The sequence below is a fragment of the Acinetobacter sp. YH01010 genome (genome assembly GCF_013420775.1).
Classification (GTDB): Bacteria; Pseudomonadota; Gammaproteobacteria; order Pseudomonadales; family Moraxellaceae; genus Acinetobacter; species Acinetobacter amyesii.
Genome location: NZ_VOYF01000011.1, coordinates 105814 through 126979, shown reverse-complemented (window position 1 = coordinate 126979; position 21166 = coordinate 105814). Strand labels below are relative to the sequence as shown.

Annotated in this window: 24 protein-coding genes; 10 read left to right on the top strand and 14 right to left on the bottom strand. The window is 40.8% G+C overall.

From position 1 onward, the window contains the following. Window positions 1–61 precede the first annotated feature (61 nt). Entirely contained in the window at window positions 62–1435 is a 1374-nt protein-coding gene (locus FTT77_RS11410; protein WP_180026777.1) for a dihydrolipoyl dehydrogenase, read from the bottom strand. A gap of 140 nt (window positions 1436–1575) precedes the next feature. Here FTT77_RS11410 and FTT77_RS11405 point away from each other — a divergent pair, with 140 nt between their 5' ends. Then, window positions 1576–3270, top strand: a complete 1695-nt coding sequence (locus FTT77_RS11405) for a hypothetical protein (protein ID WP_180026776.1) — start codon at window positions 1576–1578, stop codon at window positions 3268–3270. A gap of 145 nt (window positions 3271–3415) precedes the next feature. On the opposite strand, the gene FTT77_RS11400 is transcribed toward FTT77_RS11405, so the two are convergent. Next, complete coding sequence (locus tag FTT77_RS11400; protein ID WP_180026775.1) at window positions 3416–3838, bottom strand: beta-lactamase hydrolase domain-containing protein; 423 nt, start codon at window positions 3836–3838, stop codon at window positions 3416–3418. Then, window positions 3831–4166 carry a TIGR01244 family sulfur transferase gene (locus FTT77_RS11395; RefSeq protein WP_078191321.1) on the bottom strand — a complete coding sequence of 112 codons (336 nt, stop codon included), beginning with the start codon at window positions 4164–4166 and terminating at the stop codon, window positions 3831–3833. The genes FTT77_RS11400 and FTT77_RS11395 overlap by 8 nt, the downstream gene beginning before the upstream one ends. Window positions 4167–4290: 124 nt before the next feature. Here FTT77_RS11395 and FTT77_RS11390 point away from each other — a divergent pair, with 124 nt between their 5' ends. From FTT77_RS11390 to FTT77_RS11380, 3 genes are read left to right on the top strand one after another with little or no spacing between them, the layout of a single operon-like run. Continuing rightward, complete coding sequence (locus FTT77_RS11390) at window positions 4291–5187, top strand: alpha/beta hydrolase (protein ID WP_180026774.1); 897 nt, start codon at window positions 4291–4293, stop codon at window positions 5185–5187. Further along, window positions 5188–5619, top strand: coding sequence for a thioredoxin TrxC (gene trxC / locus FTT77_RS11385; RefSeq protein ID WP_180026773.1), 432 nt, complete (start codon window positions 5188–5190; stop codon window positions 5617–5619). Between the two features lie 21 nt (window positions 5620–5640). Next, entirely contained in the window at window positions 5641–6060 is a 420-nt protein-coding gene (locus FTT77_RS11380) for an acyl-CoA thioesterase (RefSeq protein WP_078191328.1), read from the top strand. Between the two features lie 63 nt (window positions 6061–6123). Here FTT77_RS11380 and FTT77_RS11375 read toward each other — a convergent pair whose 3' ends face one another. From FTT77_RS11375 to FTT77_RS11365, 3 genes are all read right to left on the bottom strand, one after another. Next, window positions 6124–6624: an ester cyclase gene (locus FTT77_RS11375; protein ID WP_180026772.1), complete on the bottom strand. Its 501-nt coding sequence runs from the start codon at window positions 6622–6624 to the stop codon at window positions 6124–6126. Between the two features lie 132 nt (window positions 6625–6756). Then, window positions 6757–7260, bottom strand: coding sequence for a DUF4442 domain-containing protein (locus FTT77_RS11370; RefSeq protein WP_180012065.1), 504 nt, complete (start codon window positions 7258–7260; stop codon window positions 6757–6759). Between the two features lie 27 nt (window positions 7261–7287). Next, on the bottom strand, window positions 7288–7776 hold the full coding sequence (locus FTT77_RS11365; protein ID WP_078194203.1) for a YajQ family cyclic di-GMP-binding protein: 489 nt from the start codon (window positions 7774–7776) through the stop codon (window positions 7288–7290). Window positions 7777–7868: 92 nt separating this feature from the next. Between FTT77_RS11365 and FTT77_RS11360 the strand changes: the two genes are divergently transcribed. Beyond that, window positions 7869–8183, top strand: a complete 315-nt coding sequence (locus tag FTT77_RS11360) for a rhodanese-like domain-containing protein (protein ID WP_078194202.1) — start codon at window positions 7869–7871, stop codon at window positions 8181–8183. A 44-nt stretch (window positions 8184–8227) separates the two neighbouring features. On the opposite strand, the gene mnmC is transcribed toward FTT77_RS11360, so the two are convergent. The 4 genes from mnmC to FTT77_RS11340 are packed head-to-tail and all read right to left on the bottom strand — an operon-like array spanning window position 8228 to window position 11675. Then, the gene (mnmC, locus tag FTT77_RS11355; RefSeq protein WP_180109243.1) at window positions 8228–10174 is read right to left on the bottom strand and encodes an FAD-dependent 5-carboxymethylaminomethyl-2-thiouridine(34) oxidoreductase MnmC; all 1947 of its coding nucleotides are present in this window, start codon (window positions 10172–10174) and stop codon (window positions 8228–8230) included. Window positions 10175–10211: 37 nt separating this feature from the next. After that, window positions 10212–10727: a hypothetical protein gene (locus FTT77_RS11350; protein ID WP_078191313.1), complete on the bottom strand. Its 516-nt coding sequence runs from the start codon at window positions 10725–10727 to the stop codon at window positions 10212–10214. A gap of 5 nt (window positions 10728–10732) precedes the next feature. Next, a complete protein-coding gene (locus FTT77_RS11345) occupies window positions 10733–11035 on the bottom strand; it encodes a YciI family protein (RefSeq protein WP_078191312.1) in 303 nt (100 codons plus the stop codon). 28 nt (window positions 11036–11063) lie between these two features. After that, complete coding sequence (locus FTT77_RS11340) at window positions 11064–11675, bottom strand: inner membrane-spanning protein YciB (RefSeq protein WP_078191311.1); 612 nt, start codon at window positions 11673–11675, stop codon at window positions 11064–11066. 44 nt (window positions 11676–11719) lie between these two features. On the opposite strand from FTT77_RS11340, the gene FTT77_RS11335 reads away from it, so the two are divergent. Next, a complete protein-coding gene (locus tag FTT77_RS11335; RefSeq protein WP_180026770.1) occupies window positions 11720–12577 on the top strand; it encodes a PHP domain-containing protein in 858 nt (285 codons plus the stop codon). Here the strand turns inward: FTT77_RS11335 and FTT77_RS11330 are convergent. The 3 genes from FTT77_RS11330 to radC all read right to left on the bottom strand — a co-directional run bounded on the left by FTT77_RS11330 (window position 12564) and on the right by radC (window position 15379). Next, the gene (locus tag FTT77_RS11330; RefSeq protein ID WP_180026769.1) at window positions 12564–13613 is read right to left on the bottom strand and encodes a hypothetical protein; all 1050 of its coding nucleotides are present in this window, start codon (window positions 13611–13613) and stop codon (window positions 12564–12566) included. The two genes, FTT77_RS11335 and FTT77_RS11330, sit on opposite strands and share 14 nt — an antisense overlap. Window positions 13614–13690: 77 nt before the next feature. Continuing rightward, complete coding sequence (locus FTT77_RS11325) at window positions 13691–14602, bottom strand: bestrophin family protein (RefSeq protein ID WP_078191309.1); 912 nt, start codon at window positions 14600–14602, stop codon at window positions 13691–13693. Between the two features lie 75 nt (window positions 14603–14677). Then, window positions 14678–15379, bottom strand: a complete 702-nt coding sequence (gene radC, locus FTT77_RS11320) for a DNA repair protein RadC (RefSeq protein ID WP_180026768.1) — start codon at window positions 15377–15379, stop codon at window positions 14678–14680. A 112-nt stretch (window positions 15380–15491) separates the two neighbouring features. On the opposite strand from radC, the gene coaBC reads away from it, so the two are divergent. Next, entirely contained in the window at window positions 15492–16763 is a 1272-nt protein-coding gene (gene coaBC, locus FTT77_RS11315) for a bifunctional phosphopantothenoylcysteine decarboxylase/phosphopantothenate--cysteine ligase CoaBC (protein WP_180026767.1), read from the top strand. Between the two features lie 392 nt (window positions 16764–17155). Continuing rightward, complete coding sequence (locus FTT77_RS11310) at window positions 17156–17674, top strand: Asp-tRNA(Asn)/Glu-tRNA(Gln) amidotransferase subunit GatC (RefSeq protein ID WP_180026766.1); 519 nt, start codon at window positions 17156–17158, stop codon at window positions 17672–17674. 118 nt (window positions 17675–17792) lie between these two features. Here the strand turns inward: FTT77_RS11310 and dusA are convergent, their stop codons facing one another. Then, on the bottom strand, window positions 17793–18824 hold the full coding sequence (gene dusA, locus FTT77_RS11305) for a tRNA dihydrouridine(20/20a) synthase DusA (RefSeq protein ID WP_180024574.1): 1032 nt from the start codon (window positions 18822–18824) through the stop codon (window positions 17793–17795). Window positions 18825–19108: 284 nt separating this feature from the next. On the opposite strand from dusA, the gene FTT77_RS11300 reads away from it, so the two are divergent. After that, window positions 19109–20524, top strand: a complete 1416-nt coding sequence (locus FTT77_RS11300; protein WP_180026765.1) for a methylenetetrahydrofolate reductase C-terminal domain-containing protein — start codon at window positions 19109–19111, stop codon at window positions 20522–20524. Window positions 20525–20711: 187 nt separating this feature from the next. After that, a complete protein-coding gene (locus tag FTT77_RS11295; RefSeq protein ID WP_180026779.1) occupies window positions 20712–21122 on the top strand; it encodes a hypothetical protein in 411 nt (136 codons plus the stop codon). Window positions 21123–21166: the final 44 nt, after the last annotated feature.

Genomic DNA, 21166 nt, shown 5'->3' with positions numbered 1-21166 from the left:
AAAGGGGGCGAAAATAAAGCGTTGGAAATCCAACGCTATAAATCGACCTAAAACGATAAAATTATTTTAACTGACGTCGTGCATGCTTTAATGCAGTTCTTAACCCTTCTTCTAAAGTTGGATGATAGAAAGGCTTATCCAAAATTTCATGTATGCTTAGTTCTTCTGAAATCATCCAAGCTAGCAAATGTGCTAAATGTTCAGCTTCTGCACAGAATAGCTCAGCTCCTAATAGTGTATGGTTAATTGTATCCACATATACTTCGGCAGCCCCTTTATTTTTAGCAGCAACAATCGCACGACCTTGTTTTTCGTAAGAAACGAAACCAATGACGAATTCTGTGTTTTTATCTTGTAGTTGCTTATAGCTTTGACCAATAGTTGCCATTTGTGGTGTAGAAAATAAGATGCCTAGAGGGGTTAGCGTCTTGATGGATTTAATTTGTGGAAAGTTTAAACAGTTTTGTACTGTAAATTTACCTTCATGAGCTGCTTCGTGTTGGATAGGGGTATTGGTATGTGCATCACCGACAATAAAAATAGGATAATCAGCTAGTTGCTTTGTATCCGGATTGATCGGTAAATTTTTTAAATCTTTAAATTCTGAACTTATACGTTCTAAACCTAAGGTATTTAATAATGTACGTCTGCCAGTTGCAGCTAAAACATAGTCAACTTGTAGTGACTTTTGTACGTTTTCTTCAGTATAGGTTAAATGAACTAAATCGCCTTCAACAGAGTAATGTTCAGGTAAAATTTCAAACTTTAGCTTTAACTCTTTACTTAACTCTTCCTGTGCGAGCTTTTGTAATATGGGGCTAGTCAGTGAGCCAATTTTTCGACTACGTGCAAAAACAGTGGTGTTTACATTAAGCCGTGTTAAAGCCTGAGCCAATTCTAAAGCGATCACGCCACTTCCAATAACTGCGACAGATTTTGGTAGTTGTTCTAACTCAAATATTTGATCGGACGTAATTAATTTATCGCCTAAAATTTGTTTTTGTTCTGTATCTATAGCAGGAGTTGTACCTACTGCAAGGATAAATGATTTGGCTTTAAATGTTTGGTTATTTACTTGAATGGTATTGGAATCAATAAATTCTGCTTTTCCAGAAATTTTATGTTGGCTTGGCCAACTTTCAACATCTTTTAACGTGGCTCTTGTAAAACGATCACGTAAAGTTTGAACATGGTGCATGACTCTAGAGGTGTCAATTTCACTTTTGACATCTAGTCCTAAATTTTCGGCGTGTTGTATATCGTATATCCGGTTTGCAGTAGAAATAAGTATTTTACTTGGCATACAACCGACGCGTGCACAGGTAGTGTCCCAGGGACCATCATTAATGATAAGAATATTTTGTGTTTTTTTAATTGCTTCTTTATAGGCTGAAATGCCTGCGGTTCCTGCACCGATAATGATGATGTCGTACATATAGACTCCTATTTATAGAGAATTTACCACAACAAACATTTGTCTTCCTTTTATTTACATAAAGCTATAACTATGGTTACATAGCACCCAATAAATATTTATAACAACTCTATATACATTGAGGGTTCTAGGGGAAATTCATGCTAAATAAACAAACGTCATTGAAGCTTTCTGCGATTGCACTATCTATTTTACTTGCAAGTTGTGGTGGAGGCGGCAGCGATGGCTATTTTAACCAAGGCGATACTGTAAATAACGGAAATGGAAATGGAAATAATAGTAACAATGGTGGTGATACTACTACTCCCCCTGTAGAAGAAACAAAAGATTTGTATGCAAACTTTAAAGCATCAAAAACTGCTATGTTGTTATCAGGTGATACGATCGTTTTAACTGTACAAGTTCTAGATTCTGAAACAGGTGGTGCTGCTGAAAATGAACCTGTTACATTACAATTAGTGAATGCTAAAGATTTAGGAGTATCTATCGATGGTAGTGCGGATCAAACAACGGATGCAAATGGATATGTCATTTACACGATTAAACTGGGTGCTTCTACAAATACATCACTATTAACAAACGGTATTTCTATTAATTTATTAAATGCTGAAAAGAAAAAAATATCTGATACATATGTAAGTGTAGTTGAAAGCGAAGCTGAGAAACCATTATATGATTTAGCTATTCAAACGAATAAGAATTTACTTTCTGTAAAAGGTGATACGGCAACGATTACAGTTAAAGCTTTGGATACCAATGGTGGTTCTTTGGCTGGTAAATCAGTAACACTCAGTATTTTAGATTATGCAAATAATCGTGTTTCAATTGATGGTTCTTCAACACTAATTACCGATAATCTTGGTAATGCAGTATTTACTATACGTTTGCCTTTAGCGACTGGGCAACTGGCTACATCTTTAATTAATAGTGGTATTAATTTTGAAGCGATAATTGTAGACCCCAATAACAATAAAGTGGTTAAGCCGATTAAACTGGATGTGATTGCCGGTGATACGTTAGTTCCTGTAGGTAATATTACTTTTGGTAATGCTGGTGTACTAAGTACTAATTCAGAAAAAACTTTCTATACTGAGGATATTTCTGCACAAGTTGTTGATATTGACGGTAAGCCTTTATCAAATCAAAAAGTGACGATGTCTATTAATATTATCTCTGGTGCAATTGGTCGTTACGTTCAAAATTCTGAGCTTGAAAAAATAAGATCTACAGATCTTTTGAATATAGATGTTAATAAAATTAAGCCTTTAAATACTAAAGTTAATCAACTCAATATTGATATTCAATCTTTAGAAGGTGATTTGAGCTTAATTGATGATAGCGATCTGAATGCAAAAGAGAACAAAGCAAAATTACAAGCAGAAATTAATGCAAAAAAAATAGATTTATCAAAAGCACAAAATGATATCGTTGAACTTGAATCTAATAAATCTTTAATTGCACGCTATGAAATTGAACCAAGAACGTACTTGTTATGTTCGGCAGTGACAAATCCGACTACTTCATCGCTTGCAACAAGTTTAGTAAATAGGGATAAAGTTGATGATTCTGCGATAAATGAATTTAGTTATACAACGACTGCTACAGGTTCATTTGACTTTAAAGTTAACTACTTACGTCGTTATGCAGGTTGGCAAACCGTCCAAATTAAAGCTTCAACAACAGTAAGTGGAAAAACAGTTGAATCAACGATGCTTTACCCATTGAATCCATTAAAAGCTGATTTAGAATCAGCGGCATCGCAACCATTTGATTCAAGTCCATATGGTGTAGGTAGTTGTAGCTACCAAAAACCGTGGGCTAATTTACTAAATTAAAAAAACAGCGCTTCGGCGCTGTTTTTTTTGGAAGGACTGTTCAATTCAAAGTGTAGTCCCGACACTTACACCAACGGTTGGACGTACATTCATAGAATTACACCCTGTTAGCAACAACGTTGTAAATAAAACGGTAAACACGAATTTATTCATTGAGCAAACCTTGAGCCTTAGCTTGATTGAAAAGAGATGTCGAACGAGAACCGCTACGACAAATCATCAAAATGGGTTTAGGAAGCTCATTATAATATTTGGCAAATTCTTTCACGTCTGTTTGAGAAATTTTACCGCTTTGCACAGGTTGATACACAACACTCACATGAGACTTTTCAGCAATGCCTCGTAACTGTAAAACAGTCACTTCATTGCCCGCCTCATTATCTGGTCGGTTCACAATCACAGATTTAAATTTAAGGTGTTTGAGTAAACTTGAAAATTTATCTGTGGTCATTTGCCCAGAGACACTTAAATTTGCATTTAAGGGCTGACTGTTATTATCTGCATATGTAGGTGCTGAAAAGACGCAAGTCGCGATCAATAAAGCTTTTTGAATGAAAGCCTTAGTCATCCAAAAGATCCATCTGTTTTGCTAGTTGATATAGGTTATTTGAACGGTTACCTGTACGGCAGAACATGAGCACTGGCTTTGGCAATTCATTAAAATGATTAGCAAAGTTACGGACATCTAGCTCAGAAATTTGACCTGCAACAACAGGTTGATGAACATAGTCTAAACCAGCGCTACGTGCTGCTTCTTCAATTTGAGCACTGGTTGGTTGCTCAGGACCACCTTCCATGTCAGGGCGGTTATTGATAATCGATTTAAAGCCTTTTTCAACCACTTGCGCTACATGTTCTGGGCCGATTTGACCTGCAAAACCAACATTTTCGCTCATTGAGTCACTCCATAATTTAATTCATAGATTTATGCTTTATGATAGCATTAAGCACAAACTTGAGCAGAATGTTCTTAAATTTTTATAAGCGATTACAACCATAAAATAACGCAATGGAGCGCGTATGCACGCCTATACAGTCGAACCACTGTATGTCAAAAGCGGACAAGATGTTATAGCTGCTGACTTTTATCGTCCAAAATCTGTTGAAAAACCTGCAGTCATTCTCATGGCGCATGGTTTGGCTGCATTACGCCAATTTAAATTAGTGCAATATGCCAAGCGCTTTGTACAAGCGGGCTATGCTGCCGTATTGTTTGATTATCGCTATTGGGGTGGCAGTACAGGGCGTCCGCGAGAGTTAGTAAACCTGAAGGCACAACTTGAAGATTGGCGGACCATGATTGATCATTTACAGCAGCGTAAATCGATTGATTCAAGACGCATTGTATTATGGGGGACATCGCTGAGTGGTGGCTATGTACTCAGTTTGGCGGCAGAGCTTAAAAATATTAAAGCGGTGATGGTACAAGTCCCATTTGTCGACGGTGCTGAAAGTGCAAAATTGTATCCCTTACAGCAATTACCCAAAGCCTTAAAATTATCGAGTCAGGACTATATGGGTTCTAAAGTTGGGATGAGCCCAACGACTTTACCTGTAGTTCATCCACATCGATTGTGTTTTTTACAGTCTGAGGATAGTTATGCGGGCTACTTATCGATTGTGAATCCTGATTTTTATTGGAGTGGCGAAATTCCGGCTCGGGCCTTTTTTAAGTTAATCCGCTATCGCCCAATTTTGGATGTCCGGAAAATTAGCATACCAGTACTTTTTATTGCAGCCAAAGAAGATAGTTTGATTCCCATCGAATCAAGCCGAGAAACTGCGACCAATATTGCACCGTATGTGCAGTATTATGAGTGGGAAATGCAACATTTTGATATTTATCATGGGCAATGGTTTGAAAAAGCCATGGCAACCCAATTAGAATTTTTACATCAACATGTTGGAGTCAGCTAAATGATCGTTGTGTGTCCTGAATGTGGTGCAAAAAACCGTGTACCTGAAGAAAAACTCGAAGTTGGACCTGCATGTGGTCAATGTCACCAAGCATTGATTCCATTGGCGCCCATCGAGTTGAATGAAAAGAACTTTGCAAATTTTATTAGCAATAGTGATTTACCTGTGCTGATCGATTTATGGGCTGAATGGTGTGGACCATGTAAGATGATGGCGCCCCACTTTTCACAAGTTGCAAAATCTAATCCGAAGGTGGTTTTTGCCAAAATTGATACCGAAGCAAACCCTCGATTGAGCGGTGCATTTAATGTTCGTAGTATTCCTACACTGGTTTTGATGAATAAAACCAACGAAATTGCTAGAATAAGCGGTGCAATGCGTGCTGGTGAGTTACAACAATGGCTCAATCAGCAGTTAAATCTACCTCAATAAATGTCAGCGCCAGGAGCTAAAGTGTCAGAAACTCATGTAAAACCTGAAGGAACGCTTTCCCTACAAACCATCGCGATGCCTGCAGACACCAACTGGAGTGGTGATGTTTTCGGTGGTTGGATCGTGTCACAAATGGACTTGGCCGGTGCAATTCACGCAGAGCGTTTCAGTCAAGGACGCTGTGCAACGATTTCAATTAACCAAATGACCTTCCTCGTTCCTGTGAAAGTCGGGGATGTCATCAGTGTATATACCAAAATTTTAAAAGTGGGTAATACCTCTATCCAAATGCAGATTGAAGTTTGGGATAGTCACGACAGTTCACGTGATCCAATTCGCGTAACCGAAGGTGTATTTACATTTGTCGCTGTCGATGTGAAAGGTGCTAAGCGTCAAATTCCTGCGGATGCAAAAGCTAAATTTGCTGCAGATCAAGCTTAATTAAAGTAAGACAAAAAAAGCCGCTCAATCGAGTGGCTTTTTTTATGAATAGTGGCTGAGAAATTAAAACATCGTGTTTGAGTTGGCACTGGTTTCAGGAATGCTTTGTTGCACATCCCAATGTTCAACAATTTTGCCATTTTCAACACGGAAGATATCAATAATGGCTTCTCCGCGGTCTTGCTTATTTTGCGTAGAATGCACATGTAAATAGACCAAATCACCTTCGGCAGCGGCACGTTTGATCTGGTTTTTTGCTTCAGGATTTTGTTTAAAATACTGGGTAAAATAATCGACAAAAGGCGCTTTGCCATCAGGTACATGCGGATTATGTTGAATATATTGATTGCCAATATATCGGTCAGCATATGTCTTAACCTGATGTTTAAGAAAGACACCTTCATAAAAATCAATCACGATTTTCTTATTTTCCGCTGCTTGGCTGGTTTGAATATTGCTATCAGCCGCTTGATTTGGAGTCGTTGGCGTTGCAGGAATAGTACTTTGACATGCAGTTAAAAAAACCGCCATGCCGATGAATGAAAGGAGAATGATTTTTTTCATAAAGTGCTCAATATATTTGTGTCGTGCAAGCATATTGAGCGGAATTACTGCGTATAAATAGTAAAAAACAGTCTTGATTTTGCTGAAATTTGGTAAAACTTATACTTACCTAAAAGTAAGTTTTATTTACATTTATTTATTTTTCAGAGCGGATTTTGCCACCCACGCCCAAAGCATTTCACATTGAATCGGTGCTTCACCAGATTCATCGGTGACTAAGACCTGTACTAAGGTTTCACCTTTTTCTGTGCTTTGCATTTGTCGTTGCTGTTCGGGTGTAAGCGTTGCGATGGCTTTCATCCCACCTTGGGTTGGACGTTTAAAATCAACTTTGAAACTTTTAATTAGGACAATGGCGCTATCAGGGACGTTCATTGCTGTGACAAAACCTGTGGCTGTTTCTGCGATCAGCGCCATGGCACAGGCATGTACTTGCCCGATATGGTTTTGCATCGCCTTATGATTGGCGATGCTCACCTCAACACGCTCAGGGCTGACATGTTGATATTGGATTTTAGCCGTTCCAACCATGGGCACGACACGACCAAAAGCTCGACTGAGCAAACGACTTTGAATACCTTTGGGTAATTTAGAGCTTGCTTTGACCAGTTTATTTAGACGATTTGGACGTGCCATATTGACCTCAATGGCAGTTGTGCTGCCTTAATCTTTAAAGTTGTTAAATTGAAGCGGCACACCAAACTGTTGCTCTTTTAAGAACGCCATCACTTGTTGCAAAGTGTCACGTTTCTTGTCAGTCACACGAATTTTGTCGCCTTGAATAGAAGATTGCACTTTAATGCCGCTTTCTTTAATGGCTTTATTGATTTTTTTTGCAGTATCAGAGTCAAGACCGTCTTTTAGTTTGATCACTTGAATGACGTTTTTACCAGAAGCCGTCATTTTTTGTGGATCGAGTGCTTGAATGTCGACTTTACGTTTGAAGAAATGATTTTCGAGCATGGTATACACTTGCTCACATTGGAAATCGCTTTCTGTTGAGATTTTGATTTCCTTATTTTTCTCATTTAACTCAATTGAAACGTCTTGACCACGGAAGTCAAAACGCGTCGCAATTTCTTTTTGCGTGTTTTGAACTGCATGATTTACTTCAAAAACTTCTAATTCGGAAACAATATCAAAAGAAGGCATAGATTAGACCTTTACAAAGGGAAAGAATATCTGAGATGCTAGGGATGTTTTCTTCATTTGCCAAGTGTTGTTTACATCAAAAGGAGTGCGCAATGATCCGTAAACAAGAAATTACAACATTTGAGTTCCCAGAAGACTCGATTATCTGGGATGTTCGCGATGCAAGTGCTTATGCTGAAGCACATGTGAAAGGTGCGGTTAACCGACCGATCAACGCATTGTCATCAGATGCACTGACTCAGGTGTCAACGGATCAACCCATTTACATTTTATGTGGTGGCGGAAGTAAAGCTCCACGTGCAGCAGAGTTACTAGAGGGTTTTGACAGCTCACGTGAATATGTAATCTTAATGGGCGGCACGCGTGCTGCTCGTGATGCCGGTCTTCCTTTGGAACAAGGGAAATAAGATCGAATCAAAAAAAGCGCCGAAAGGCGCTTTTTTATTGCAAGTTATTTTTCTTGAGGTGGTGCTGAGGGCACCTGACCTTGAAAATAAGGTTTCTTGGTTTTTTGTTTCGCTTTGGCGCGTCGTATAAAACGTGCTGCATGAATTTTATCGAGTAGCTGTGTTGGAATAGGGCAGGCTTCTTTTAAGACTAGCGCGGCAATGATTTCACTACAGAGCGGTGCATACAGGAAACCTTTAGAACCGAGTCCACTACAGCTATAAATGTGCTGATCTTCATGGACTGCACCAATTACCGGGAAAAAGTCTTTCGTCTGTGCGCGAATCGCAGCACGTCCATGCCATTGCTCAATCGGTGCTAAGGTTTTGGCAAAGTCAGGGAACACACTGTGGATAAGTTCATAGTTATGCACATGGTCTTCGGTGAGAACGTCGGTGTCATCACGGCCGGGATAAAATGACGCGCCCATAATCATCTGTTCGGCATCCAGTTGCATACAATAGCCTCCATAACTATAGGCGGTATGCATATCCATTTGTTGAGCGGGGTTGTTCAACCAACTGACTTGTCCACGAATGGCACGCAGCTCTGGATAATCTGTTTGTAACTGCATACTTTCACGTGCTGCACAGAGAATGACATGTTCGACAGATGGAAGCTGCTGATCCTGTGTAAATAGCGCAACGCCATTTTGTTGCTGCTCAATGCGTTGAATATCTGCTTGTAACAATTCAATGTGCGGATGTGCCAAGATTTGGTCACGAAGCTGATGTGGACTGACCGCGCCTGCTTGTTTGAGGAGCAGGGTTGGAAATGCTGAAGCTAATTGATTTGGCGTGCCTTCTTCAGCAGCTAACACCTCTGAAGGATAAGCTTGAGCTAAATCAAGGTATTCTGCTTTATTTTTTAAAATAGATTGGTGAATCTGTAAGGGACGAAATGCCTTGAAGTTTTGATAATGCTTGAGCGCATATAACCAACTGAGGGTCATCAGATGCTCAGCACTTTGTTCAATTGGACAGAGTTTAGGGTTGAGTAGAGCAAGAGGATTACCCGACCCACCGCTGAGTGGTGCTGATTTCTCGTAAATACGCACTTGATGCCCGCGTTGAGCAAATGCCCAAGCACAGCTTAAACCTGCGATGCCAGCGCCAATAATTGCGATTTGACGAGGGTTATGACCTACAGTGATTTCAGAATTTTTTTTTTCGTCTAAAGTGGGAAGGTTAGCAACTTCGGATTGATCATCTGATCTTTCAGGTACGAGCCAAAAAGCTTTGAGCATTTCACGCTTATGAGCAAAGCCACGTGGTCGTGTAATGGTAATACCATGCTCACGTAAGCCGCGTTTCAGTACACCTGCCACACTAAATGAGGCGAAGGTCGTCCCAATGTCCGATAGACGCACGATATTTTTGAGTACGTTTTCTTCCCACATGTCAGGATTACAGGCGGGTGCAAAACCGTCCAAGAACCATGCATTGACTGTAGCAGTTTTTGCCATGACAGGAAAAACGTCGTGTGCATCGCCTAACCAAAGATCAATCGAAAAACGCTCTTCTGGAAAATTGAGTCGATGACATCCCGCAATGGGTTCAGGATATTGCGCAATCAGTTGCTGTGCCAAAGGCTGTAATTCAGGCCATGCATTTAATGTACGAATGAGGTCTGCTTTAGATAAAGGGAATTTTTCTACAGAAATAGCATGCAGATGACTGTGATTATCTGGACGAACCTGTTGCCATAATTGCCACAAGGCCAAAATATTTAAGCCTGTACCAAAACCTGTTTCGCCGACACTGAAATATTCAAAATCAGTCAGTGCCGCAAGGCGAGTGTCGAGGTCATTCCCTTTTAAAAACACATGACGTGTTTCGAGTAGGCCGTTATCCTTCGAAAAATACACATCACCAAACTGTCTAGACACTGGAATATCAATGCCATCGATCATTTGCCAATCGAGATCGGCAGTCTGAATTGCACCTGACAAAACTCAAGCACCCTTTAAATTGAAGTAGAAAAACGAATTACCATTGACGACGACGTTTGGTATAGACGTAACTGGCCAACAAGAAACCTAAAATCACACCAACACCTAGTGTGGTCCCGCCATATAAAAACATCTGCGCGCTACGTTCACTTTGTAGCACTTGTACTTGTACACCCAAGCTATCATTTTTAAGTTGTAATTCTTGGTTTTGCGCCAAGGCTTCAAGGTTAGCTTTTTCTAACTGTTGTAAGCGTACAGATTGGTCTTTGACCATCGCTTTGACTTTGGCATCTTGCAGCGCTTTATTTTTTGCCAATTGCTCAATGGTCAATGGATTTGCATCTTGAGGTTGACCATTGGGATTGACGGTTGCCGCCACTTTAATGATGCCCGGTTTATTGGCAGGAATAGTATGCGGCACAGGATTGGGAGGAGGTGTTGCAGTCGTTGCTTGAGCAGCAGGGGCTACAGCAGGTGCAGGAGCCGGTTCTTCAGCCCATGCAGTTGAACAAATTAAAGATAAGCCCAGTAAACTAGAAACAACGACGCGCATGAACCTTATCCTTTAGGAAATGCTTTGTTAAATGGTTTGACATCAATTTGGCCATAAACCCCTTCTTTGAGGAAAGGTTCATCTGCCAACCATTGGTCTAGGGCTTCACGACTATCAAAATCGACAATGATCGTACTGCCATAAAAACCAGCTTGTGGGTTTGCCGGATCTTTAGGCATCGCACCTGCAACAATCAGACGACCTTCATCATCAAGTTTTTGTAGACGTTCAAGATGTTGAGGGCGAACTGCAAGGCGCTTTTCTACTGTACCTTCATTATCTGTACAGCTTACGACGAATAATGGCATGACTTTTCCTGATTTTTGACCGAATGGATTATTCTGAGGTCTTAAAGTATTTACGTAATACAATAAACTGAATAATGATAAAGGAAAACATCACGATCATGTCACCAAAAGCAGTGAATTCACCCCAATATTTTCCGTCTGCAAACAAATAAGCGAAAAAGGTGTGTAAACATGACATCACCACGAACATTGCAGCCCATGCATAGTTCAATCGTTTCCAACCGACAGCGGTTAAATTTAAGACTGGACCAAATAAACGTTCGATGAGTGGTTTCTTATCTTTACTAAACAGTGGAGAAAGTAAAAACGCCCCAGCAAACACTAAGTTCAGTAAAACGGCTTTTAACCGAATATAAAAATCATCGCTTAGCATCAGGGTAATACCACCAAAAATCACGGTCATGAACAACACAATCCATTGTTGTTTATCTAGACGAAATTTTTGCATGACAAACAATGCACCATAAACCACAAGCATGGAAATGATGAGGCCTGATGTTGCCACAAGAATGTTATTGTTATCGACACCCCCAGCAGAACCAATCAATTGTAATAATGGGTGCTGCGTATCTTTTGGATCTACAGTTTTATATAAATAAAAGAAAATAATGAGTGGCACAAAGTCTAAAAGTGCTTTCATGTTAGAGTATCTAAATCTGATCAAATAAATGACATAGTATAGAGATGCAAGGCGTAGATTTACATACACACAGTAATATTTCTGATGGTACTTTGTCACCAGAGGCTCTGGTGCAGGCCGCAAGTGCTATTGGAATTCATACGCTGGCTTTGACTGATCACGATACGATGGACGGTTTGTTGGCTGCAGAGCAGGTTGCGCATGAATTAAAGCTGCAATTAATCTCTGGTGTGGAGATTTCTAGCCAGTGGTCGAGACCTGCGACCAAAAAAAGTTATGGTGTGCATATCGTCGCTTTAAATGTGCAAAATCCTGCGCCCTTACAAGCCTTATTAATGGATCAAAAGCGTATTCGAGCGGAACGTGCTCGGCAGATTTGTGACTTATTGATACCGTTAATTGGTCAAGATATTTATAGCGATGTGATTGCCAAAGTCGACCAGATTCCAGATCGGGTTACACGTACCCATATTGCCAAAACTTTGGTGGAAAAGGGGGTAGTTTCACGTCCACAACAAGCTTTTGATAAATATATTAAAGAAGGCAAAAAAGCTTTTGTAAAATTTGAAGGTCCAAGTCTTGTTGAGACCATTGAGGTGATTCATGCCAGTGGTGGCTTTGCAGTGTTGGCGCATCCAACGCGTTATGATTTGTCTGCAACCAATATTCGTTATTTGATTGAAATCTTTGCTGAAGCGGGCGGTGATGCAGTGGAATTACCACCGGCAATTGAGCCATTATCGACTCGTCAAATGGTGGATCGTATGATTGCTGCCTTTAACTTAAAAGTTTCTGTTGGCAGTGATTTTCATGGTGACAATATGCCATGGATCAAACTCGGCAACATCCCTCGAGTGAAAGAAGGGCAAGTTGGAATCTGGGACAGTTTTAAGTCACATTGACATCAGGATCTTCGATAAACGGTGAAGTTCGATAATGCTGAATGTTACGGTAAAGCAGATAGAGGCAGCCCACGGCAACGCATGCCCAGAACCATGACTTGAACAAAAACGCGATGATAAAAACACTGATGGCGATTATGCACAACAGTAGACGTGTCACGCGTTGAGGATGCCTCTTGGTCAGCAAGGCAGATTGCATGGTAGGTTGATGTTTAAAATTGCGATAAGGAATAAAATCAATGGCGCTTGAGAGTGCCAATTCGAGTTTATCAAAATGCCGTGCCTGTGAACTGATACGATAGCTCTGCCCATAACTGGTTTTCAGTTTGAGGAGATAACCGGGTTGATCTTCTTCACGAACGGCATGAATTTCCGATAAATAAGGTAAATCCAACGTAAGCCGTGTTGGAATCTGCTCAAAATAGATATTCCCCGTATAGGGCATGGCAAAGTAGTTTTTCATTTGATGAAAATCATCAAGCTGATCATGCGCATATAACTGCACGATGGTGCGCGTACGTGCCAAATAATGCACCAAAATCTGTTGCCCAATGAGGGCAGAATTCAATTGCACATGAATGTTTAAAAACAAAGTACTCGCAAAGACTTGATGGAGATCGACGCTAAACCATTTCGCCTCTTCAAGTTCATTGAGCTTTAAGAGCAATTGTTGCTGTTTGCCTTGCCACCAATGTTCACGCACCTCTCGATAATCCACAATCACAGCATCTGAACTGCGTAAGGCGTGTTCTTTTAAATCCAAAGCCAATTTGGGATCAATCAAATGCTGTTGAATCCAAAATGGAAATTTGATTCTTTGCGATTTGTCACGAAATATACTGATGACCAATAGAGCACTCATCAGGAATAAGAATTGCCAATTGCTTTGCCATGATGTGAATAATATGCCTTGCCATGCTAGGAGTAATGCGATGCTAAACAGCAACACAACGAACATGAAAATCACAGCAAGCGCTTTGCAAGGATGCAGAATCGGTTGTGGCTTATAAGTGAAAATCCGTTTTTTTATTTTCATGATTTTTCATTATTATGGGTGTTGTATGGATCATGGATCTGAATGCGATCCGTGCATTCAGGCGAAACGCATACCAATTATAATAAATTATGATCTTTAGCTTGAATCGGTGGTGGGGTGGGTTTGCCTAAAGTTCCAAGTAGCTCAATTTCAATAGTTCGAACCATTGAGTCCAAAGGAAGGTCATTGCTTTGTGTACCAAAGGGCTCTTCAATCTCTGAACTCAGCGCATCTAAGCCTAAAAAGGTATAGGCCAAAATCCCCACCAATAGGGGGGTCGCAAGACCTAAAGTAGAACCCAAGCTAAAGGGTAAGACAAAACAGAAAAAATAAACGGTTCGATTCAGCAAGACCGAATAAGCAAACGGTAATGGCGTGGTGGCAATCCGGTCACAGCCTGTTTGTACGGTGCTGAGTTCCATCACATGCTGATTCATCTGGGTATAAATAATATCTGAAATTTCACCATCTTTAAGCGCCTGCATCAGCTCCCATTGGATCAAACTCAACGTGTACTGCGGTGCATTGGCTTGTTGGTATAACTGGGTGATGGCATTCGCGCTCATGCCGCTGGTTTCAACTAGTTCAGTAGGGTTGGCGGTTTGATGGCGGAGTCGGTCACGTAAAACATTGGCAAACACAATCACATGTTGAATCACACGTTCACGACGGCCTTGACTGAGTAAACGGCAGTCACGGTCAAAATGTCGCGCATTGGCAATCAAAATGCCCCATAAACGCCGAGCTTCCCACCAACGGTCATAGCAGGCTGAGTTTTTAAAGCCTAAGAAAATCGACAGCACAACACCGATTAGGGTAAAGCCGACCAAAGGAAATTCGGTAAAATGGAAGATATCGACATAGGATAAGCCGCCCACAATGGCAGACAGCAACATAACGATCCCGAGCGGCGGTAAAACCTTAGGTAAAATCGTTCCTCGCCAAGAAAATAGCAGTTTAAAAATACTCGGTTGGTCACGGACGATCATGTTCGAATGATAATTTCTAGTTTTAAAAAATTATGATGATCTTCGGGTTTGCTCAAGCACTTGTCAATAACTGTTTCATGCAGATGAGTGTGCTTGGAGCAAGCCATGTTCAGCAAAGGAAAAACTCCCTTCTGTTGAGATAATGCAATGATCGATCAGTCGAATTTCCACCAGCTGACAAGCCTGCTGAATGAGTCGAGTCAATTCAAGATCGGCAGCAGAAGGTTCTGCACGACCGAAAGGATGATTATGTGCAATGACAATACTGCTGGCGTGTTCAGAAATGACATAACGCAGCAGTTGATTGATGGAAATTTCACAGGTATTGAGGCTGCCATAAAAAAGTTTTTTAAAGTTTATTTTTCTTAAATGCGCATCTAGACAGAGCACGCCAAAGACTTCTTGACGTTCCGATAAAAATTCAAAGCGAAGAAAGTTTTGCAATTGTTCAGAATGTTGCAAGTGTAAGGCTTCATTTTGAAAATGCTGACTCACATAGCGTTTACCGAGTTCTTTTACCGCCATGAGCTGCGCATATTTACTATTTCCGATGCCATGAAATTGGCGTAAATCCTCAAGTGACGCATCCATTAGCGCTTGCAACTGACCAAAATGTTGAATCAGGACTCGTGCAAGTTCGACAGCAGAGTGCTGCTGGGAACCAGAGCGTAGGAAAATAGCCAGTAGCTCAGCATCGGATAAACTTTGTGCGCCTTGTTGAATCAGGCGCTCACGTGGACGCTCTTGTTCAGGCCAATTTTTAATTGAATTATTCATTATTCTTAGACTTTTTTATTATCAGTCAATCGGCTTTTTCACAGCAGATTATTGGGTCAGTGCATATTTAATGCTATTGTGAGCGCCACTGCAACAGATAGGTAGCCTGTTCGTGAGCTTTGATTTAAGTGTAATGCCCACAAAAAATATTCTTTTAGGTGTCACTGGTGGTATCGCAGCCTATAAAAGTGCCATTCTTGTCCGTCGATTAAAAGATGCCGGATTTGATGTGCGCGTGGTGATGACACAAGGTGCGCAAGCCTTTGTGACCCCGCTAACGTTTCAGGCGCTTTCAGGCAACCCTGTGCATACCGAATTACTCAATCCCGAAGCAGAAGCGGGTATGGGGCATATTGAATTGGCACGTTGGGCTGATTTGGTATTGGTCGCTCCTACAAGTTGCGACACGCTGGCAAAATTTGCGGCGGGTTTAGCAGATGATCTTCTTTCGACACTTTATCTTGCGACAAAAGCACCCGTCTGGGTTGCCCCAGCGATGAATCAGCAAATGTGGGCAGCCAAAGCGACACAACGTAATTTAAATACACTGGTTGAAGATGGCGTACATGTGATCATGCCTGATGCCGGTTCTCAAGCATGTGGAGATGTGGGCTTAGGACGTATGCCTGAGCCAGAAGATTTGGCGGATCAAGTGACGGCCTATTTTCATCAAGCACAGCGAGCCATTGCTGAAAAATTTGGCATGCTTGCAGGTAAACATGTGGCGATTACAGCCGGTCCAACACGTGAGTCGATAGATCCTGTACGTTATATTTCCAACCACAGCACAGGTAAAATGGGGTTTGCTCTGGCAGCGGCATGTTATGCAGCTGGTGCTAAAGTAACGCTGATCGCAGGACCCGTCAGTTTAGATACACCAAATGGTGTACGACGGATTAATGTGCAGTCTGCAATTAAAATGTTAGATACCAGTCTGCAAATGTTAGATGAAGGCTGTGATATTTTTATCGCAACAGCGGCGGTTGCAGATTATCGCGTGGCAGAAGTTGCAGAGCATAAAATCAAAAAAGCTGGCGATGAACTCAATGTGGCTTTAATTAAAAATCCAGATATCGTTGCAACGATTGCGCAGCAGTCAAAACGTCCATTTATGGTTGGATTTGCCGCCGAGACACGCAATGTCGAAGAGTATGCTGCCGGCAAACTTGTGGCAAAAAAACTCGATATGATTGCGTGCAATGATGTTTCACGTAAAGACATTGGTTTTGCTTCAGACGAAAATGCCATGACTGTGTTCTTCGCAGATCAATATCAAATGGAAAAGCGTGATTTAGAGAAAGCCTCAAAACAAGAAATTGCACAGCAATTGGTGGAAGCCATACATGATGCGCTACATCATGAGCCTGAAACAGACGATGAATAATTTCAGTTGATTCCTTAAAAATCCCCGCAATGTTTGGGGATTTTTTTTATGGCGCTTTTACGATGTTTTGTTTAAGGCTCTATATTGAAAAAATCACAATAGGATCGTTTTAATGTTGAAACTTTGACGGCTAGGAAACTATTACCAAAATGGTCATTTTCAACAAAAATATGTCAGCAATAGACCAAGGCTGTCAGTGTTTTAAAACAGCAAAAATGCAATTTAAGTGATTGATATCAAAATTAAATATAAAATTGAGAAATCTTGATAATTTGGCTTGTACTGTGTGTTTTATTGGCTATTATGAAGCAAACAATGAGGAATGTTTGGATCGCAATCTGTGAACGGTCTGACTTTTTCATCAAAAATAAATGCATCATGGGGGATGCAATATGTTTCGATGGCTCACCATTTTTTTACTGTTGAGTTTGGCTGGTTGTAGCTATTTTGTCTCGACAGATGAATTATCTCGGCAGATTGAGCAGCAGATGCAGCACGAGTTTGATCAGAATCCAGATTATCGGCAGTACCATTTACGGATTCAAAATATAAAAGTATTAGAACGTAAGGGATTAAGTTTTAAGGCTCAGGCGACGTTGCAATACGATGGTCAGCCTTATACTGTTTTGGTCGATATTTACAAAGATTTGCAAGGTTATGCATGGAAAATAGATGAAGAACAATTTGCCTTCATTGACGAAGCTGAAATTGCAAAATATCAGGCGCAGTTAGATCAAGAGTTGAATCATTTGGTTGAGGAATTGGAACAGCCAACCGAGGAGGTTGAGCCTGTTACATCGGCGCCTGAGAGCTATGTGGGTTTACGTGAGGAAGAAGATCCATCAGATTATCAATGGACTGGCTATGATGAGCCTTTTCCCAAGGGGAACATTACGGTCAATAGTCATTGAGTGATGATGTGACTTTTTAGATGATTTAGCTGAGTTGTGACGATGTTGCTAAACACGTACTTGGTGAGGCATGACGAATAAAAAAGCCCGCAAAATAGCGGGCTTTTACTTTATAGAATTAATCTTCTAAAACGACTTTAGGATGATCACGTAAATAGTCTTCTGTACGTTGCATTGCATCTTTAATATTTTGGATGGCATTTTCCACATCGGCAAAGGTTTTGGCATTGCCACCACTTAAAGCCTGACGCCATTTTCGAGCACCTGGTAGATTTTGGAATAAACCTAAAATATGACGGGTAATGATAGAAAGCGGCGCACCTTCTTCCATGCGTTTAGCAATATACGGTAGCATCTGATCGATAATATCGAAACGGTTGGGTAATTCGAGATCCCAAAGCTGACCGATCTCAGCCAATAAATACGGGTTGTGATAAGCCTCACGGCCAATCATCACGCCATCAACATGTTGTAAATGTTGCTGTGTTTCAGCAAAGGTTTTCACCCCGCCATTAATTTCGATCAATAAATTTGGACGTTCTTGTTTCAGACGATAAACATCTTCATAACGTAAAGGTGGCACATCACGGTTTTCTTTTGGCGACAAACCTTGCAGCAGGGCAATACGGGCATGCACGATAAAATTGTTACAGCCAGTCTTTGCAACCGTATCAACAAAATGCAGCATTTCTTCATAAGACTGCATGTCATCAATCCCGATGCGGTGTTTCACGGTCACTGGAATATCAACAGCATTTCGCATTTCAGTAATACATTCTGCAACCAAATCAGGCTCTGCCATCAAGCATGCGCCAATTTTATTGTTCTGAACGCGGTCACTCGGACAGCCGACATTGAGGTTTACTTCATCATAGCCCCAGTCCTGTGCCATCTTGGTACAGGTCGCTAAATCTTTGGGATTTGAACCACCAAGCTGTAACACAATCGGGTGTTCTTCGTTGTTATAGTCCAAATGACGATTCGCACCGCCAAATAAAATCGCACCTGTGGTGACCATCTCGGTGTAGAGAATCACATTGGGATTAAATAAGCGTGCAAAGAAACGATAGTCACGAGTCGTCCAATCCATCATTGGCGCAACACTAATTCGTGGTTGAAGTTTATTTTCAATGGGTTGGAGATCAGTCATTAAAAAAACACGCCTTAAAAGAACAAGATGGAAGAACGAAATGGAAAATGGTGAAGAAATACCAAAAGCTGTCTGAAATACGATGAAAAAAACCGCATTTCAAGACGCGCGCAATATTAGCATAAATTGTGGTTTGGGGCATGGTCTTGCTAGCGTGACATATTCAAGGTCAGGCTAGAAAAAGTCGGAAGTGTGGCTTAAGTAATTTAAATTTTTATGTGATTAATCTATAATTTTATAAACTTTATTGTATGGTTTCTTAGCAGATTTGACTGCCTGCCTTTATGTCTTTATTTTCCCAATATCTATTGCAACGCCAGTTTTGTATCTCGTTTGAATATCTAACGACGCAAAAAACGCATCTGGTCCCAACGACATTTGCAGGCTTTCCTGTGTGCATGACATTGGCTGACCGAGTACAAAGTGACACGGATATTGCTCCTTTAGAAGCAATGCAAGACTACCCTCAAAGCAAAGAAAAAATTCTGCATTATTCGGGGAAAGGTCGAGATATCTCAGATTTTCAAACTTTTCTGAAAGATGCTCAGCAGCACGGGGTAGAGAATTTACTTTTGCTCAGTGGTGATAAACTCAAGCAGCATCAGGATGGGGCAAATGATCCGACTCTACGGAGCCGTTATTTAGAGTCGGTCAATCAAGTCATGGCAGCCAAAGACTATGGCGGGTTTTATTTAGGGGTAGCATTTAATCCTTTTAAATATGCAGAAGCAGAAAAGGATGCGCAGTTTTTTAAACTGAATAAAAAAATTCAAGCTGGCGCTGACTATGTGATTACACAGTTGGGCTTTGACATGGATGTGTTGAGCAGTTACCAACACTATATGCAGCAATACTATCCACATGTACCTGTATTGGCGTGTGTCATGCCGCTGACATTTGCCCGTGCCCGCTTTATGGCCAAGCAAAAAGTCGCAGGCATCGTGCTTTCAGCAGATGTATTAAATTTTTTGCAACAAGAACAGCAAACTGATGCCATACAAGCTGAACAAAATGTCTATGCCCGATGCGCTTTACAAATTTTAATGTGTCAGCATTTGGGCTATGCAGGGGTTCATTTATCAGCTTGCCATAAAGTGGAAGAGCAAGAGAAGTTGCAAAAAGCAATTTTGCAATTTGCCACATTAACGTTTGAACAGTGTTTAGCAAAATGGAAAATGCTTTGGCGCTCTAGTGTAGATGTGAACTTCCACCCGACGGGCGCAAATAACCATAAGGCTCCAGTTGAACAAGTTTTGAAATATAAAAGTATGCATGTCATGCATGAGTTATTTTTTAGTTCAAAACTGGCCAAAGGGGCGGGATCTTATATTTTTTCGGCCAAATTATGGCAAAAACCGAAAGCTGATGCGGCCTTGCTGAAAACAGAATTTATCAGTAAACATGGCATCGTGGGCTGTGAAAATTGCGGACAATGTCGTTTAGGTGAAACCTTATATATTTGTCCTGAAACCTGTCCCAAAGGATTAGCCAATGGACCCTGTGGTGGCTCCAACCTTGACCGCTGTGAGTTTGAAGACCGTGAGTGTATACACTCGGTCAAAGCGCGGTTGGCGAAAGCCGTGGGTCAAGAAAAAATGCTGAAGCAAGAGCTCATCCCTACCGTTGCAATTGAAACTCGCCATAGTAGCTCTTGGAAAAACTGGTTTGTTCCACCGAATTCGTCACCAACAAAACAATAATTAACTTAAAGCATTATTCAGTCTGAAACCTTCATAAATGTGAATCTTTCAAGCGCTAATCATTCTAAAAATCAGACGAATAGTCGTATAAAAAAATGAAAAAGATGAAAGAAACAATTAAGATCAACAGCAGATGAAAATCAAAAATTAAAAATAGAAATGTGAAGAATTTGGGGAATACCACATGATGAAAAAAACCTGCTTAGGATTAGCTTTAGTTTTCACATTATCAGGCACAACAGGCTGTTCTGTTGCTATGGCAAGCAAGCAGCCAAACAAGAAAAATACCGAAATGATTCAACAAGGGCTGTCTCGTAACTTGGTGATTGCTGAATTTGGCGCACCGATCACCTCTGAATATAAAAATGGCAAACGCCATGAAATTTATACCTTTACCCAAGGTTATTCGACTGCCAGTAAAGTCGGACGTGCGTTTTGGCATGGTGCTGCAGATGTGGCGACCGTGGGGTTATGGGAACTTTTAGGAACACCAGCCGAATCCGTTTTTAACGGGAAGAAAATGTCTTATGAATTGATTTTTGATGAAAATGATCAGTTAGAACGTTATACCTATCTCACACAAGATGAGACCAAATAGTTGAATACAGAGATATTTTGATTGCATGCCGGTAAACAATTGCG

Coding starts and splice junctions, on each gene's coding strand:
- FTT77_RS11410 (WP_180026777.1), bottom strand. CDS start 1,435: ATGTACGACATCATCATTATCGGTGCAGGAACCGCAGGCATTTCAGCC.
- FTT77_RS11405 (WP_180026776.1), top strand. CDS start 1,576: ATGCTAAATAAACAAACGTCATTGAAGCTTTCTGCGATTGCACTATCT.
- FTT77_RS11400 (WP_180026775.1), bottom strand. CDS start 3,838: ATGACTAAGGCTTTCATTCAAAAAGCTTTATTGATCGCGACTTGCGTC.
- FTT77_RS11395 (WP_078191321.1), bottom strand. CDS start 4,166: ATGAGCGAAAATGTTGGTTTTGCAGGTCAAATCGGCCCAGAACATGTA.
- FTT77_RS11390 (WP_180026774.1), top strand. CDS start 4,291: ATGCACGCCTATACAGTCGAACCACTGTATGTCAAAAGCGGACAAGAT.
- trxC (WP_180026773.1), top strand. CDS start 5,188: ATGATCGTTGTGTGTCCTGAATGTGGTGCAAAAAACCGTGTACCTGAA.
- FTT77_RS11375 (WP_180026772.1), bottom strand. CDS start 6,624: ATGAAAAAAATCATTCTCCTTTCATTCATCGGCATGGCGGTTTTTTTA.
- FTT77_RS11370 (WP_180012065.1), bottom strand. CDS start 7,260: ATGGCACGTCCAAATCGTCTAAATAAACTGGTCAAAGCAAGCTCTAAA.
- FTT77_RS11365 (WP_078194203.1), bottom strand. CDS start 7,776: ATGCCTTCTTTTGATATTGTTTCCGAATTAGAAGTTTTTGAAGTAAAT.
- FTT77_RS11360 (WP_078194202.1), top strand. CDS start 7,869: ATGATCCGTAAACAAGAAATTACAACATTTGAGTTCCCAGAAGACTCG.
- FTT77_RS11350 (WP_078191313.1), bottom strand. CDS start 10,727: ATGCGCGTCGTTGTTTCTAGTTTACTGGGCTTATCTTTAATTTGTTCA.
- FTT77_RS11345 (WP_078191312.1), bottom strand. CDS start 11,035: ATGCCATTATTCGTCGTAAGCTGTACAGATAATGAAGGTACAGTAGAA.
- FTT77_RS11340 (WP_078191311.1), bottom strand. CDS start 11,675: ATGAAAGCACTTTTAGACTTTGTGCCACTCATTATTTTCTTTTATTTA.
- FTT77_RS11335 (WP_180026770.1), top strand. CDS start 11,720: ATGCAAGGCGTAGATTTACATACACACAGTAATATTTCTGATGGTACT.
- FTT77_RS11330 (WP_180026769.1), bottom strand. CDS start 13,613: ATGAAAATAAAAAAACGGATTTTCACTTATAAGCCACAACCGATTCTG.
- FTT77_RS11325 (WP_078191309.1), bottom strand. CDS start 14,602: ATGATCGTCCGTGACCAACCGAGTATTTTTAAACTGCTATTTTCTTGG.
- radC (WP_180026768.1), bottom strand. CDS start 15,379: ATGAATAATTCAATTAAAAATTGGCCTGAACAAGAGCGTCCACGTGAG.
- FTT77_RS11310 (WP_180026766.1), top strand. CDS start 17,156: ATGTTTCGATGGCTCACCATTTTTTTACTGTTGAGTTTGGCTGGTTGT.
- dusA (WP_180024574.1), bottom strand. CDS start 18,824: ATGACTGATCTCCAACCCATTGAAAATAAACTTCAACCACGAATTAGT.
- FTT77_RS11300 (WP_180026765.1), top strand. CDS start 19,109: ATGTCTTTATTTTCCCAATATCTATTGCAACGCCAGTTTTGTATCTCG.
- FTT77_RS11295 (WP_180026779.1), top strand. CDS start 20,712: ATGAAAAAAACCTGCTTAGGATTAGCTTTAGTTTTCACATTATCAGGC.